Origin of the sequence: uncultured Nostoc sp., from assembly GCF_964245445.1 — a bacterium.
In the GTDB taxonomy this organism is placed as follows: Bacteria; Cyanobacteriota; Cyanobacteriia; order Cyanobacteriales; family Nostocaceae; genus Nostoc.
The window spans coordinates 1-15,838 of sequence record NZ_CAXTNE010000192.1 but is presented as its reverse complement, the minus strand read 5'-3'; the positions used below and the strand labels follow the sequence as shown (position 1 = coordinate 15,838).

The window sequence follows — 15,838 nt, the reverse complement described above, 5'->3', positions numbered from 1 at the left end:
GTGTGCGCCAAGAGCGGTGACGGTGTCGAGTTCGATCAGGTGCTGTTCCGGGTCGATCCTTCTTAGTCATTAGTCATTAGCCATTAGTCACTCGTCCCCTGCTCCGCGGTGAGCAGGCGCGGGCGCTGACCAATGACCAGTGACTAATGACTAATTTATATGATTCCTATAAGTGATAATATTCGTTGTCGGAATAAACCGATTATTAATTACTGGCTGATTGGTATTAATATTGCCGTATTCTTATGGGAGCTTCAACTAGAATTTAGTGGTGAATTAGGTTATTTTGTTAATAGTTGGGGTGTAATTCCAGCCCAGATTAGTGGGGCAATTACAAATGCATTCTTATTCAATAATGCTGCTTGGATAATTGTAATTTGGCGGACATTTTCACTACTTATTGCAATATTCCTACATGGCAGTTTTAGCCAAATATTGGGAAATCTGTTATTCTTATGGGTTTTTGGTAAGACTGTCGAAAATATTCTGGGGCATAGAGGCTATCTCGGATTGTATCTGGCTGCTGGCGCGATCGCTTATTGTGTGCAAATTCTGGCAGAACCGAGTTTGACAGTACCACTGATTGGGGGCAATGGCGCGATCGCAGCTGTTTTAGGAGCATATATTATGAAGTTTCCTAAAGCTAAAATTGACACAATTTTGCCGCTAATAATCTTGTATATTCCAATTCAACTTCCAGCTTTTTTCTATCTATTTTGGTGGTTTGTGCAACAATTATTTTATGGCATCGGCAGTTTAAATATTCCTCCTGTTGGCGTAAACCAATGGGGTGGTGTTTTCTGGGGACAGGTTGTGGCAATATTGATGGGTGCATGTTTTATGCGTTTGAAGAGATAATTTTTTATTGGATGCAAAGTGTCTTGTCGCCGGACAAAGCTCTTAACCTCAGAAGGTGTATTTCGGTTAAAACCTTATGCGTCTTTTGACTGATTACATTTTTTAGCTTAAAAATCGATACTGTTAAAGCTAGGGGATGCCTACTCTTCAAATCGGTATTGTTTAGTTAAAAACGGTGTGTAAGATGCCAAATGTTGATAAAATTAACTTTCAAGTCACTGATGAATTAGTAGCTCTGCGGCAGCGTGTAGCTGAGTTAGAGCAATCAGAAATATTTTATCAGCAAAGGCAAGCAGCCCTTGAGGAGCAAGTAATAGAGCTAGAAAAAAAACTGGCGCTTGCACTAGAATATCCCCATATTCAAGCTGTCGAATATGATATCAAGCGACATTTTGAACAGGGGACATCCACAACCTTAAATGTGTCAACAAATGTGGCAGTAACCTTAGAACAACTCCAACAAGAAATTGCAGAACGACAGCAGGTAGAAGCGTTGCTGAGGGAGAGTGAAGAACGGCTCAGGCTAGCTCTAGAGGTTTCCCAGATGGGCTTGTGGGATTGGAATATTGTTACCAATAAAGTCATCTGGTCTGAAAATTATGAATTGCTTTTTGGTGTGCTTCCAGGTAGTTTTGATGGCCCTTACGAAACGTTTCAGAAGTGCGTTTATCCTGAAGACAGGCAATCTGTAATGCAAGGGATCGCCCACGCTTTTGAACAAAAGTCTGACTACAACGATGAATTTCGCATAGTGCGATCAGACCAAAGTGTACATTGGATTTCTGCCAAGGGAAAATTTATCTATGACGATCAAGGACAAGCGGTGCGAATGATCGGCGTTTGTATGGAAACTACTGTCTGCAAGCAAGCAGAAGAAAGTACTCGTGAACTCACAACCCAAGTGCAAGAACAGGCAAATATTTTAAATGCCATCCTCACCGCCTCAGTCGATCACATTTACATCTTTAATCGCAGAGGTTGCTATCAGTATGTCAGTCGTGATGCAGCTACGGTATTAGGCTTCAAGCCCCAGGATATTGTCGGAAAAACTTTGCAAGACCTGGATTTACCCGCAGACCTTATAGAACAGGTAGATAATCAACGAAAAGCTGTGATGAAAACTGGGCAGCCAATCAAGGATGAGTGTAAATATGTTACTGCTGATGGGGTGCATTATTATGAATACATCCTCACAGCATTACGGAATTATAACCAAAATATTGAAGGCGTAATTACAGTTTTTCGTGATATTACCGAACACAAACGGGCAGAAAAAACACTACGCGAAAGTGAAGCCAGATTTCGGCGTTTGTTTGAATCCAACCTGATCGGGGTCGCTTTTTGGAATGTAGATGGCTTTATTCTTGATGCCAATGATGCCTTTCTCCAGCTAGCTGGCTACAATCGTGATGAGTTTGCGACTTTGGGTAGAATTAATTGGAGAGAACTTACTCCTATTGAGTATAAAGATTTAGACGATCGCGCCCTTTTGGAAGTGCAAACCACTGGAGTTTCCAGAATTTATGAGAAAGAATATCTCCAGCGCGACGGTAAGCGAGTCCCAATTGTTTTGGGGATGGCCTTGCTAAATGACTCAAAGGATAACGGTGTTGCTTTTATACTAGATATTACCCATCGCAAATCAGTTGAGAAAGAACGCGATCGCCTCCTCGAACGAGAAATGAAAGCACGCAAAGAAGCAGAAATCGCCAACAAAGTCAAAGATGAATTTCTGGCGGTTCTCTCTCATGAACTGCGAACCCCACTTAACTCTGTTCTGGGGTGGTCAAAATTACTGCGAACTCGCAATTTCGATGAAAAAACCACTAACCACGCCTTAGAAACTATTGAACGCAACGCCAAGTTACAAACCCAGCTAATTGAAGATTTGTTGGATGTCTCTCGCATCCTCCAAGGAAAATTAAACTTGAATATCTGTCCAGTAAACTTGGTAATGGTAATTGAAGCCGCACTAGAGACAGTAAAACTCGCAGCACAAGCTAAGTCAATTCAAATTCAGACGATATTTGATCCCACTTTGGGACAAGTCATGGGCGATCCAAATCGGCTTGTGCAAGTTGTGTGGAATCTACTTTCCAATGCGGTCAAATTTACACCAGCAGGGGGACGGGTAGAAATTCGACTCATGGAACTTGGCAACCAAGCTCAAATTCAGGTCAGCGATACAGGTAAGGGAATTAGCCCAGAGTTTTTGCCTTATGTGTTCGATTATTTTCGCCAAGCTGATAGCACAATTACGCGGGCATTTGGTGGATTAGGTTTAGGATTAGCGATCGTGCGTAAGGTTGTAGAGATGCATGGGGGAAAAGTTCAAGCCGAAAGTCCTGGAGAAGGATCGGGTACTACTTTCACCGTTGAGATACCGCTTTTAGTTAGAAGTGAACAGGTGACGCGTGGAGAGAATGAGTCTTTAGATTGTGAACCTGAATCCTCGCTCCTTTCTGATACTCACATTTTGGTTGTGGACGATGAACCAGATATCCGCGACTTAATTACTTTTATTTTGCAAGACTACGGTGTACAAGTAACTGCCGTATCTTCAGCACAGGAAGCATTAGAAGTGCTGTCTGAGTCAGTACCAGATGTTTTAATTAGTGATATTGGAATGCCAAAGACAGACGGTTATATGCTGATGCGTGAAGTGCGATCGCGATCACCTGAACAAGGAGGAAACGTACCAGCGATCGCTCTGACGGCTTATGCAGGCGAAATGAATCAGCAGCAAGCATTAGCAGCAGGATTTGAAATGCATATTTCTAAACCAGTAGATCCAGATGTATTGGTGAAAGCGATCGTTGATTTGATTGAGCCAAAATGATCTAGGTAAGCGTCCGAGAGGCTTTCCATAACTTTAGTTTTGTATTAACATTGTAAGCCGAAACAATTGCATTGTTAGTCGAAACAATCGCATTGTCAGTCGAAACAATAAATTTGCCTTGGGGACATCCAAGAATTAAATTACTCAATTCCTACATCCAACGTCACTATCCAATTTTTTCTCCCCCTGCAACGCCAGCTCCCCCTGCCTTCCAAAACGATTGATTATTTTTTTAGTTGGAAGTCCCTTGCTACGTTTTTCTACAGCAACGGTTCCTTTAGAAGTGTGGACACGCTACCTCCAGAACGCGATCGCCCAAGTTGATACACTACTAACGGTACTGGTTATCCTTTTGAGAATCGCTATAAGATGATTGATAAAAGGGTCTTTTACGCTTGGATGGAAATGACTGAGCAACGTGATGCTGACTCACCGTCAACTGATTCTCAGCAATTGAGTGAACCGACTGATGGAGCAACTACCAAATCGGTCGATGATTCCTGGACAAACCGCATTACTGGTGTCTGGAATAAAGCCACAACACATCTAACGCAACTCCTACCCGTAGAACAACTGGCACAAACGGTTGTTGAATGGTTTAGTGTGAGCGAAACTCAGGTTGCAGAGATTTTAGAGAAAGTTCGAGCCGAACTGCCAACCACAGAAGCCCTCGTGATTGGTAAACCCCAAGCCGGCAAAAGTTCGATTGTCCGGGGATTGACGGGAGTTTCTGCCGAGATTGTCGGTCAGGGATTTCGTCCTCACACGCAACACACCCAGCGCTATGCCTATCCTTCCAATGACCTGCCGTTACTGATTTTTACTGATACGGTGGGACTTGGTGATGTTAAACAAGATACTCAATTAATCATTCAGGAATTAGTTGGCGATTTAAAAAAGGAGACTCGTTCCGCTAGAATCCTCATTCTTACCGTCAAAATCAATGATTTTGCAACTGACACGTTAAGACAAGTTGCTAAACAACTGCGCCAGCAGTATCCAAATATTCCCTGTTTGCTGGTAGTTACTTGCTTGCATGAGGTTTATCCTGCCGATACCGTCGATCATCCTGCCTATCCACCAGATTATCAAGAAGTCAACCGCGCATTTACCGCAATGCAGCAAGCCTTTGCAGGAATAAGCGATCGCTCTGTACTCATTGACTTTACCCTAGAAGAAGATGGCTATAATCCGGTATTTTATGGCTTAGAAGCACTGCGAGATTCCTTAGCAGAACTACTTCCAGAAGCAGAAGCCCAGGCGATTTATCAGCTATTAGATCGAGAAGAATCTGGGAAGCAACTTGGCAATCTTTACCGAGATGCTGCACGCCGTTATATTTTGCCATTTGCGATTATGTCTGCCACCCTTGCAGCTGTACCTCTGCCATTTACCACAATGCCCGTACTAACTGCCTTGCAAGTGTCAATGGTGGGTCTGTTGGGTAAATTATATGGGCAGACAGTTACGCCATCTCAGGCGGGAGGCGTTGTGAGTGCGATCGCAGGTGGTTTTTTAGCACAGGCAATAGCACGGGAATTAATTAAATTTATACCGGGTTTTGGTAGTGCGATCGCAGCCTCTTGGGCAGCTGCCTACACCTGGGCATTAGGGGAAGCAGCCTGCGTTTACTTTGGTGATTTAATGGGAGGTAAGAAACCCGATCCCCAGAAAATTCAGTTGGTAATGCAAGAAGCATTTCAGGCAGCGCAAGAACGGTTTAAGGGAATTAAACATTAAAACTCAAGAATCCGTTTCAGCAAACACTCAGTAGATTTCCCACATAACGCCCATAGGCTGCTATGGGTTGATAACTCGCAGATTTATATAACCGAATCGCAGGTGGTTTCGATATGAGATTATCTGTGTGTGGAAAACAATAAAATCATGCAAAACCGAACTTGGCAACCACCGGAATTTCTTCAACTTAACGGTGAATTTGTAACACTCAAGCCCTTAATTCCCGAAAGAGATGTGGATACATTATATGCAGCTTCACATGGCAGTCCTGAAAAGGAAGCCGTCTGGAATTATCTATTTTACGGCCCATTTGATCACCCTTCGACGATGAAAGACTGGATAGAAATAAACCTAGTAAGTAAATCTGAGCCTCTTACTTGGACAGTCTTTGAAAACTCAACAAATATTCAAGTGGGAATTGTAGCATTACTTGCGATCGCACCAAATCATGGTCGTGCTGAAATTGGTCATGTATGGTTTACTCCCGCAGTCCACAAAAGTAAAGTCAATACAGAATCACAGTTTTTGCTACTTCAGCATCTTTTTGATCATCATTCTTATCGTCGAGTTGAGTGGAAATGTGATTCCCTCAACCATGCGAGTCGAACTACAGCTACAAGGATGGGATTCATTTATGAAGGACGTTTTCGACAACACATGTTTGTTCGTGGAAAAAACAAAGATACTGATTGGTTCGCAATGACAGATAAAGAATGGTTGCGCTGTAAAAGCAATTTTGAAAAATGGCTTTATTCCCACGAAAATATTTCATTAATGAAACTAAATAACAACTAGTAGTCTGTCAAGCTAGTAATGAAAAGTTTGTAGTAAGCACTTTAGTACTTAAAATATAAGGACTTTAATCCTTACTACGAACTTACTTACCCTACACTTTCTCCTTTGCTGCTGGCACAATGCCAAACTTATTTAAACCTGTATCGATTTCTTTAAGTAGTTTAAAATCCTCCTCTGGCAAGGGATAGCTACTACTGCTGAACAAACCCGCACTGACAGCAGGCTGCTTTTCTAAAAAAGAGAAAGCTTGGCGAAACTGATGCGGCTTGGCTTTAATCGGTGAATCAAAGTGGCAAGGAATAATCCACTCGAAGTCCCAACTAGCAACTTTATCAGCCCAGTCGATGGTTTCTTTCGGTGCGCGGTTGAGAATCAGCGTCTGTAAAATTGGCGCGACAAACAAACGCCCATCACCTCGCAAAGCATTAAACGATCGCTGCCAATCTGGATGCCATTTAAAGGGATACAATCCAAAATAAGCTTTCTTTGAGCGTTCTGGTGCTTTCAAGGCATCTTGCAACACCTGACTCCATTGGCGGATATTTAGTGCGTTGGGTTGAAAGTACAAAGCAAACAACGAGATACGCTGCCAACCCTTACGGCGATTTACTTGAATGTCTGCAACAATATCAGTAGCATGCTCCTTGGCATGGAATAGTAAGGGATATGGATCTAAAAGTGCGATCGCAGGTGGATCTTCTGGGATCGAAAGTACAGAATCTGTTACTAAAAGAGTATGCGATCGCTTGTGGAAAAAAGCAACTTCTGCAAACCGACCAGGGCCAAGCTCAATGGGCCCCAGCATTGCATAATCAAACTCCTCAGCAAAGGGCGTTTTGCTACTATCTTCTGGAAGTACTTGAGTTCGTTTTGGAGGTAAACCAAGCCAGCTAAGTGGGAGATTTAGCGGGAAACTCCACTGATGGGGAGCCACAAACACCTGTGCAGTTGGAAAGTATCTGGCGAAAGGCCCGACGAATACCTTATGTTCTATGCCGGAGATAGTTGGCAGGATAATGTACTTAACATTACCGTGTTCCGCCACCAACTCATTCACAAGCCGGATACACTCTGGGGTTGGTGCAACAGGTGCGTAGATGAGAAGACCCCCGGCTTCGAGCTTAACAACAGTCATGCGAATCGGCACAACAACGTAGAAAATGCCTTGAATTTGGTCAAAATTCCAAATTGTGTCCTTTACCACTTCTTTACGGATTGTCTGCCGCCTGCCATAAGGGTAGAGTGGCACAACAGGCCATAATCTCCACGAGAAGTCTTTTGGATCTATCTGTTGTGCATTGACTATGCGTTCATCATCAGCCACTGTGCAACCCCTCCAAATTCCCTGCTCAAATTGTTCTTATTTGCTATCCCTAAAGTTGGAGTTTAGCAAATTATTGAGATAATCAGATCAATTATTAATTCCTAATTGTAATTCGTAATATCTCCGGCATAGTTCATTAACGATAAAAATCATGAGCAAATATAGAATTTTAAAACCTGAGCAAAGTTACACTTTTAGTCAATATTTTTTGTTACCTAACCCAACAATAGATATAGTAGCTGAGTTTGAGTACAGCTATGCTCGTACAGAGCTACAATTACCAAGATACTTTGCTGATATTAGCTATTTAGAATTTTTGCAAAATTACTTACAGCGCAATATAAAGCTTTTTAACCCAACGGCTGAGATATCAATCAGAGAATTTATGATTGCTCCTATCCTTGCTGAAATCTGCGATCAGACAAAAGCTCAACTATATAATGAGTATCCAATTAATGTGGATGAAAAACTCAAAGGGACTTTAAATTATTATTTACATAAGTCTAACTCTCTACTGGTGATTGAAGCAAAACAATCAGATATCAGAAGAGGGTTTACACAGCTAGCTGTAGAATTAATAGCTCTGGGTCAGTCTCTAGATGAACAATCATCAATTTTATTTGGCGCAGTTACTAATGGAGATGACTGGAAATTTGGTACACTCAATAGACAACAGAAGCTAATTACAGAAGATATTAAACTTTATCGTGTTTCTGAAGGTTTAGAAGATTTGGTACGAGTATTAGTAGGCATTCTTTCATCTGATGCTTGACAGAAGTCGGAAAAGAGGCAAGGGAGCAAGGGGGACGCTCTAACGCTTGATAAGTGATTAGGCAGATATGATATGACCGAAACAGACTCATGATACAGAGCAAGTAAATTTAAATTTATTATTTATGGGGATTGTTAATTTTTAATTTTTAATTGGAGCGAAGCGACATGACTCATTACATTTTAAAAGCCTCAAAAGAAACTGTGCATTTAGGTGGTTTTTCCCATCTGTTAAAACCAGCACTCACTATTGATTCAGGTGATACGGTTGATGTGGAAACTTATACTGGTTACTACGTTTATGACAAAGCACCACCTGAATTTGTCACACAAGAATTTCTCGACATCTGCCAAAATCTTCTACCAGAACGCAAAATTGCTGGGGGGCCGCATTTACTCACAGGACCGATTTATGTGCGCGATGCCGAACCAGGGGATGTTTTAGAAGTACAATTAGATGCGATCGCACCTCGTTTACCCATCGGTTTCAATGCCATTCGTACAGGTTGGGGAGCTTTACCACATCAGTTTCCTCAACCTGCTTTGAGATTCATTTCTCTAGATTTAGCAAACAATATCGCGGAATTTGCGGCGGGTACTGGCATAAAAATTCCCCTCAAACCGTTTTTTGGAATTCTTGGTGTCGCTACCCCAGAAACTTCTCGAACTTCTGTTCCACCAGGTTCTTACGGCGGTAATATCGACAATCGGGAACTGCAAGCTGGTTCTCGTTTATTTTTGCCGATTTTCGTACCAGGTGCATTATTTTCTATTGGTGATGGGCATTCGGCACAGGGAGATGGTGAAGTTAATGTCACCGCCATTGAAACTTCCATGAACGGTAGAATTACCCTCAAACTTCGCAAGAATTTACAACTAACAACACCAATCGCTGAAACTCCAACTCATATCATCACAATGGGCTTTGCTCAAACCTTAGATGAAGCCTTAGAACTGGCTTTAAAAAATATGATTGATTTTCTGGAATCCTTTGCAAATTTATCGCCAGAAGATGCTTATGTATTGTGCAGTTTAACTGTAAATTTTCATATCACTCAAGTTGTAAACAGTCCCCACAAAGGTGTGCATGGAATGCTACCTAAATCAATATTTTCCCATAAAATTAATTTATAATTTATAATCTAGCGACCATTTTTTCTATCTAATATCTTTATCCAACGTTGTTAATTGGTTTAGTTACTGGCGTTGCTGGCGGTATGTTTGGTATCGGAGGCGGCGCAATTATGATTCCGGCAATGGTGTTAGTAATTGGTTTGGATCAGAAGTTAGCTACAAGAACTTCTGTGGCTGCTAAAATTTTGTCAATCGGCATTTTAGCAGCCTTAGTTTACCATCGCAACGGTAATCTTTATATCAAATATGCCCTGATTATTGCAGTTGGTTTAATCGTGGATAACTTCTTCGGGGCATTGTTTGCAAATCAGCCATTTATTAGCAGCAAGTTGATAAAAAAGCTGTATGACATCTTTGTGCTAATGATAGGTATTCGTTATTTACTATCAAATTGAAGAATTTAATTAAGCTTCAGCAATATTTTTGTTAAGCCATCGCCTAGCTTTTCAATAGATTCTTGCTGTTTAGGATCTACTAACGTGCCATCAGGATTAAAGGCTTCGTAAGCTTTGGATAGGGCTATTTGATCGGGAAGTACCAAAACTTTGATGTTTCCCAAAATAGACCGCAGGTGAACCAATCCCCGTAAACCACCAAGAGCGCCTGGGGAAGCGCTCATAATAGTAGCAACCTTACCTGCAAAAGCAGCTAACGGCGCTTCATTTGGGGCTCGACGGGATGCCCAGTCAATGGCATTCTTCAAAACTGCTGTAAGTGAACTGTTATATTCCGGCGAAGCAATCAGCAATCCTTGATGAGAAATCAGCAAATCCTTGAAAGTACGGGCGTTGGCAGGTAGTCCTTCTTGAGCTTCCAAATCTTCATCATACAGAGGTAGGGGCAAATCGCGGAGGTCTATATAAGTCACTTCTGCGCCTGCTGCCTGAGCGCCCGCCGCCGCGATTTTTACCAATTTTTTGTTGTAAGACTCAATCCGGGTGCTGCCTGCAAAGGCAAGGATTTTAGGTGTAGATGCCATAATTCTAGGTTGAATGGAAATAATTAACCTGTTCAGCTGCATTATCCTGTTTTCAGGCGATCGCTATTTGCTACCTTTAGATTTTCTTTAGAAACTTTCTCTAAAATTATGGCGAATTGGTCAGATTCTTATCTCGGTAAGTTACGACAAGTTGTAGGCGATCGCCTACTTCTATTATTTGGCGCACGCGTGATTATCGAGGATAACTTGGGGCGCGTTTTATTGCAAAAGCGAAGTGATTTCAAACTTTGGGGGCTACCTGGTGGCTGTCCAGAAGTAGGTGACTCTGCCGAAGAATGTTCAGCACGAGAGGTTTTTGAAGAAACTGGTTTAACAGTTAAGCGTTTTGAAGCTGTGGGTTTTTCTTCCAATCCAGCCTTTGAAACTGTAACTTATCCTAATGGCGATCGCGTCCAAAACTTCATTTTAATTTTGCGAGCTGTTGAATGGCAAGGCAGCCTCGCTTGCCTAGATGGAGAATCGCTGGCGCTAGAATTTTTTGATTTGGCAGACTTACCTACGTTAATGCCAAACGATCGCCCCGTTTTAGAAAAGTTTCAAGAATACAAAAAAAGCGGCAAATTCCTGATGTTCTAAAGCATTTTTTCCAAGAACTGTTTAGCGCGATCGCACTTAGGATTTTGAAAAAACTCGCCAGGAGTAGCATCTTCTGCTAAAATTCCCTGGTCGAGGAACATAATCCGATTGGCAACTTCTCTTGCAAAACCCATTTCATGGGTGACGATCGCCATTGTCATTCCAGATAGCGCTAAAGCTTTCATCACTTCCAGCACATCCTTAACCATTTCTGGATCTAATGCAGAAGTGGGTTCATCAAACAAAATCATCTCTGGTTCCATTGCTAATGCACGGGCGATCGCTACTCGCTGTTTCTGTCCCCCGGATAGTTTGGACGGATAGACATCTGCTTTTGGCTCTAAACCTACCTTAGCAAGCAATTCTAAGCCATGTTCTTCTGCTTTTTGCTTGTTTATTCCTTTCACCTTGATGGGTGCGTAGGTGACATTTTGCAGCACACTCATGTGGGGAAACAAATTAAAATGTTGAAATACCATCACCAAATGCTGACGTACTTTAGCGATGTTTGCTTTGGGTTTGGTAATTTCTTGCTCGTGAAAGTAGATTCTTCCTCTGGTGGGTTGTTCTAGCAAGTTTATGCATCGTAAAAAGGTAGACTTACCTGAACCAGAAGGGCCTAATATAGCAACCACTTCCCCCTGATAAAATTCAGTGGAAATATCTTTGAGTACGTCGAGTTTACCAAAGGATTTACATAAGAATTCCGTGCGAATTACTACATTATTCACTTTCCCGTAACCTCCTTTCTAAAGCAGATGCACCCAAGGTCATACCCATTACTAAAACATAGTAGATTAACCCTGCAAATAGCAGTGGTTCAAAATAAATATACTTGTTTGCACCAACAATTTGGGCACTGCGTAATATTTCCACCACCCCAATCGTTGACACCAGCGCGGAATCTTTGAGCAATCCGATAGTTTCATTTACCAATGCTGGGAGAATGTTCTTCAATGCTTGCGGTAAAATCACATCCCACATCATTAACCAATAAGGAACACCCATAGACATCGCCGCTTCACTTTGCCCTTTATCCACCGCCTGAATCCCACCCCTGATAGTTTCCGACATATAAGCGCCAGAATTTAGGGTAAAAGTTAGCACCCCAGCCTGCAATGCTGAAATATCATAGCCTGTAAGCTGGGGTGTTGCGTAGTAAACCAACGCCAACTGTAATAGCAAAGGTGTGCCTCGAAAAACAGAGGTATAGGCGTTAGCAACCCAGGTAAGCGGCTTGATGCCGATAATTTTTAATAGAGACAGGATTGTTCCCCAGATTAACCCCAAGGTTACAGATAATAGCGTAAACAACAAAGTTAAAGGGATTCCCCGCAGAATAAAGGGAATGTCGGGAAGAATTCTAGTGAAGTCGAGATTCAATCCGCCTTTGGCAGGAGTTGAGGATACAGGATTGGCGGTGATATTCTGTGAAAACCACTTGGTGACAAGTTTATTTAATGTGCCATCGTCTTTCATTTGTTGGAGGACTTTGCTAAACGGTTCTACAAAAGAAGAACCTTTAGGAAAAGCGATCGCAGATCCACTTGCCTCCTCTGAGGGAATAATATTAAATTCTAAATCTGGGTTAGCTTGGGCAAATCCTTTAGCGACGGTATCCTCAACAATTGCTGCATCAATTCGCCCAGATTTGATTTCCTGAACTACTTCCGGCACTCTGTTGAGTTGCTTTAGCTGAATACCGGCAAATTTTTTAGCAATTTTCTGAGCATTTTGTTCTTGGATGGTTCCTAGTTGTACCCCAACTTTTTTTCCTAATAAGTCTTGGGGCTGCTTTAGGTTGCTACCTTTAGGAGCGACAATGGTATCTTTGGCTTCGTAATAAATAATTGAAAAGTTAATATTTTTTTGACGTTCTGGAGTCGGAGTCATCCCAGCCATTACAAAGTCAGCGCGATTTGCTTGGAGTGCAGGAATTAACCCATTAAAATCAGACTCCATTATTTGAAGTTTAAACCCTAGTTTTTGAGCAAGGTTCTTGGCAATATCTATATCAAAGCCAACGATTTGGCGATCGCCTCCTTTAGTATCATAAAACTCATAAGGAGGATAATCTGGGGAAGTAATCATCGTCAACGTGTCTTTCCCTAAAGGTGAAACAGCTTTTAGAGAATTACTATGTCCGATGATGCTGATTCCTACTACTGTTAGAACCAGTATCCTTAATAGCCATACTTTCTTTTTCTTCATGGACGTGATAATTATATAACTTCAGCTAGCCAAAGATTTTAGTGTAGCTATAAGTGGACATACAAACAAAGTAGTTTATTATAGATTAACTATTAACCTACTAAATGAATTTAATGACATTAGATGACTGCCGGAATATTGCCATCATTATGGGAACGTTTGTTGCTCTGCTTACCTGGATAAAAGGTGTTTACGAATATACACGTCAACTAGCCCAAAAACGAAGCGAACAGTATGCAGAAATACGGAAGCGTTTTAGGGAAAGTAAAGTTATATCGAAACTAATTAGTATGCTTGAGACAAATGACTCATATTTAGCAGAAGTTTCATGGTCGGAAAAAGTCGAATTACTAGGATTTTATGAAGATATTGCTTTAATGGTAAATTCCGGCATTATCAAACGTAATGTTGCTTTCTATATGTTTGGGTATTATGCTATCCGTTGTTGGGAAAGTAACCATTTTTGGGCTGATGTAAATCGAAATAGCCCCTACTGGTCACTATTCAGAAATTTTGTCAACGAGATGAAGGCGGATGAAGTAATATTTCTTGAAGACTCCTTTATTTTTCGTCCCAAAAATTACCGTTTTTAGTATTTTTTACTCTACTACCGAAAATTAAAAATATTTTATAAATTCCATTTTTGCTGTTAATACTCCTTAAAAATAGATAGGTAGGGTTCATAAATAAAAGCTCGATTACGTTTATTTCCAGTAATTTCTTCCACAATTCTTATATTACATAATTCTCTGACTAGAATGTTAGCATTAGTGTATGATAATTGGGTAAATTCTTGAGCCATTTCTAGATTTTTTGATTAACTAACTCTTCGCTACTTTCCAGATGCTATCAAAAGTTAAGGAAAGTCAAATCAAACTTTTAATTTAGTCGCCTCCAGCAGCTTGACGCTGGCATAAATAGCATCAATATAAGGTGTGGGAATTTGAGTGAGTTTTCCCAATTCTGCCACCGCGCCAACAATAGCATCTATCTCCGTTGTGCGTCTGGCTTCAATATCTTGTAGCATAGAGGTTTTATGGGCACCAACATTTTCTGCCCCATTAATTCGCTGTTCTAAACTAATGCCAAACTTTATACCCAACTTTTGGGCGATCGCTTGAGTTTCACTCATCATTTGCCGCGCTAGTTCACGGGTGAGGGGATAGCGGCAAATATCCTCTAAAGTAGCACCAGTTAAGGCACTGATCGGATTAAACGCCACATTCCCCCACAACTTGATCCAAATTTCCGTGCGAATTTGATTGCGGATTGGTGCTTTGAATCCTGCCTGTTTTAAAGTCTGTGCTAATAATTGAATGCGTTCTGTTTTAGTGCCGTCGATTTCACCAAGAGTAAAGCGATCGCCTTCAATATGCTTAATCACACCTGGTTCAATTATCTCAGTTGCCGGGTAAACAACACAACCGATGGCGCGATCAGCACCGATACTAGCTTCAATAATCCCATCTGGGTCAACAGATTGAATCCGCGTCCCTTCATACTCACCGCCATACTTGCGAAAGTACCACCAAGGAACCCCATTTTGGGCTGTTACCACCATTGTATGAGCATCGTAGAGTGCAGGGAGAAAAGGTGCGATCGCAGGCACACTGTGAGCCTTGACAGCTAAAATGACTACATCTTGTGGCCCTGCTATCTGAATATCGCTAGTTGCTAAATACGGAGTAGCAATTTGGCTGGAAGCGTCTGCCATGATCAACTTCAGCCCATTTTTTTGAATTGCCTCCAAATGAGAACCACGAGCGATTAGCGTCACCTCTTCACCTGCTAGTGCCAATTTCGCCCCTAAATATCCACCAATCGCACCCGCGCCAACAATACAAATTTTCATTTTGTCAAAAGAATATGAGTCGTGGAAGACGGTATCCAGTTGCTTTTACATCAAACAGCTACGCTTTGCATCGCTGACAGCAGGTCTTGATGAACAGATTTTGAAGCAGCTACTATCAATCCAGGCGTAGTATAGTTTTCACAAGTATGCAGTGGTGGTAAAGTCGAACCATCCAGAGTAGTTACAATCCAGCCAGCCTCTTTCGCAATAAAAGCGAGTGCAGCACTATCAATAAATTTGCCCGATTTGATAACTGCTCCACTCAAGTCACCACTGAAAATACCATTGAGATTGGAAATTTCAATATCACTAGAGTAATCAGTCGCTATATCGATTACTTTATATCGATCTTTTAGTAAAGGTGCAATAGAATTCATTCCCCATCCTAACAAAATAGAAGGTTTGACGGATGTTATGTGTAACGGGGCACAGGTTTCTAAGCTCATATCCAGTGTCCCTGTAAAAGCACCTTCACCTCGGAGAGCGTAAAAATAAACATTTTGGGCAGGGGAAATAGCGATTACTGCTTCAAAGTCATCCGAATTTAGAATACTGAGAATAATTTGGTAATTAGAATGTCCATCCATGTAAAACTTCGTACCATCGATTGGGTCGAGTGTGACTAAATAATCACCTTCTAAACCAAGTTCGATAGCGCGAAAATACTTAGTATTGTTAGAACTTTCATGAACCTATCCCACTAATAATATTTTGTGAATCCAGATGTGGATAGTAGCG

At 41.5% G+C, this 15,838-nt stretch carries 14 protein-coding genes and 1 pseudogene; 9 read left to right on the top strand and 6 right to left on the bottom strand.

The features are described 5' to 3' along the window. Window positions 1–159: 159 nt before the first annotated feature. From ACFE90_RS26010 to ACFE90_RS25995, 4 genes are all read left to right on the top strand, one after another. On the top strand, window positions 160–858 hold the full coding sequence (locus ACFE90_RS26010; protein WP_375505321.1) for a rhomboid family intramembrane serine protease: 699 nt from the start codon (window positions 160–162) through the stop codon (window positions 856–858). A gap of 184 nt (window positions 859–1,042) precedes the next feature. Next, the gene (locus ACFE90_RS26005; protein WP_375505320.1) at window positions 1,043–3,697 is read left to right on the top strand and encodes a PAS domain S-box protein; all 2,655 of its coding nucleotides are present in this window, start codon (window positions 1,043–1,045) and stop codon (window positions 3,695–3,697) included. Window positions 3,698–4,102: 405 nt separating this feature from the next. Beyond that, window positions 4,103–5,437: a GTPase family protein gene (locus tag ACFE90_RS26000; protein ID WP_375505323.1), complete on the top strand. Its 1,335-nt coding sequence runs from the start codon at window positions 4,103–4,105 to the stop codon at window positions 5,435–5,437. A gap of 147 nt (window positions 5,438–5,584) precedes the next feature. Next, a complete protein-coding gene (locus tag ACFE90_RS25995; protein WP_375505319.1) occupies window positions 5,585–6,232 on the top strand; it encodes a GNAT family N-acetyltransferase in 648 nt (215 codons plus the stop codon). Between the two features lie 91 nt (window positions 6,233–6,323). Here ACFE90_RS25995 and ACFE90_RS25990 read toward each other — a convergent pair whose 3' ends face one another. After that, window positions 6,324–7,556 (bottom strand): DUF4336 domain-containing protein, encoded by a 1,233-nt coding sequence (locus ACFE90_RS25990; RefSeq protein WP_375505318.1) that lies wholly within the window; start codon window positions 7,554–7,556, stop codon window positions 6,324–6,326. Window positions 7,557–7,707: 151 nt separating this feature from the next. Here ACFE90_RS25990 and ACFE90_RS25985 point away from each other — a divergent pair, with 151 nt between their 5' ends. The 3 genes and pseudogenes from ACFE90_RS25985 to ACFE90_RS25975 all read left to right on the top strand — a co-directional run bounded on the left by ACFE90_RS25985 (window position 7,708) and on the right by ACFE90_RS25975 (window position 9,856). Then, window positions 7,708–8,328 (top strand): hypothetical protein, encoded by a 621-nt coding sequence (locus tag ACFE90_RS25985; RefSeq protein WP_375505317.1) that lies wholly within the window; start codon window positions 7,708–7,710, stop codon window positions 8,326–8,328. Between the two features lie 167 nt (window positions 8,329–8,495). Next, window positions 8,496–9,461: an acetamidase/formamidase family protein gene (locus ACFE90_RS25980; protein ID WP_375505316.1), complete on the top strand. Its 966-nt coding sequence runs from the start codon at window positions 8,496–8,498 to the stop codon at window positions 9,459–9,461. A 33-nt stretch (window positions 9,462–9,494) separates the two neighbouring features. Further along, window positions 9,495–9,856 (top strand): annotated as a pseudogene (locus ACFE90_RS25975) (TSUP family transporter). A 5-nt stretch (window positions 9,857–9,861) separates the two neighbouring features. Here ACFE90_RS25975 and ACFE90_RS25970 read toward each other — a convergent pair. Next, window positions 9,862–10,440, bottom strand: coding sequence for an NADPH-dependent FMN reductase (locus ACFE90_RS25970; protein ID WP_375505315.1), 579 nt, complete (start codon window positions 10,438–10,440; stop codon window positions 9,862–9,864). 108 nt (window positions 10,441–10,548) lie between these two features. On the opposite strand from ACFE90_RS25970, the gene ACFE90_RS25965 reads away from it, so the two are divergent. Further along, window positions 10,549–11,037: an NUDIX hydrolase gene (locus ACFE90_RS25965; protein ID WP_375505314.1), complete on the top strand. Its 489-nt coding sequence runs from the start codon at window positions 10,549–10,551 to the stop codon at window positions 11,035–11,037. Here ACFE90_RS25965 and ACFE90_RS25960 read toward each other — a convergent pair. Together ACFE90_RS25960 and ACFE90_RS25955 are read right to left on the bottom strand one after the other, a co-directional pair. Continuing rightward, complete coding sequence (locus tag ACFE90_RS25960) at window positions 11,034–11,768, bottom strand: amino acid ABC transporter ATP-binding protein (RefSeq protein ID WP_375505313.1); 735 nt, start codon at window positions 11,766–11,768, stop codon at window positions 11,034–11,036. The two genes, ACFE90_RS25965 and ACFE90_RS25960, sit on opposite strands and share 4 nt — an antisense overlap. After that, window positions 11,761–13,248: an ABC transporter permease subunit gene (locus tag ACFE90_RS25955; RefSeq protein ID WP_375505312.1), complete on the bottom strand. Its 1,488-nt coding sequence runs from the start codon at window positions 13,246–13,248 to the stop codon at window positions 11,761–11,763. The genes ACFE90_RS25960 and ACFE90_RS25955 overlap by 8 nt, the downstream gene beginning before the upstream one ends. 113 nt (window positions 13,249–13,361) lie before the next feature. Between ACFE90_RS25955 and ACFE90_RS25950 the strand changes: the two genes are divergently transcribed. Continuing rightward, entirely contained in the window at window positions 13,362–13,841 is a 480-nt protein-coding gene (locus ACFE90_RS25950) for a hypothetical protein (RefSeq protein ID WP_375505311.1), read from the top strand. A gap of 278 nt (window positions 13,842–14,119) precedes the next feature. Here the strand turns inward: ACFE90_RS25950 and ACFE90_RS25945 are convergent, their stop codons facing one another. Then, entirely contained in the window at window positions 14,120–15,100 is a 981-nt protein-coding gene (locus ACFE90_RS25945; protein ID WP_375505310.1) for a 2-dehydropantoate 2-reductase, read from the bottom strand. A gap of 50 nt (window positions 15,101–15,150) precedes the next feature. Next, complete coding sequence (locus ACFE90_RS25940; protein ID WP_375505322.1) at window positions 15,151–15,753, bottom strand: inositol monophosphatase family protein; 603 nt, start codon at window positions 15,751–15,753, stop codon at window positions 15,151–15,153. Between the last annotated feature and the right edge of the window lie 85 nt (window positions 15,754–15,838).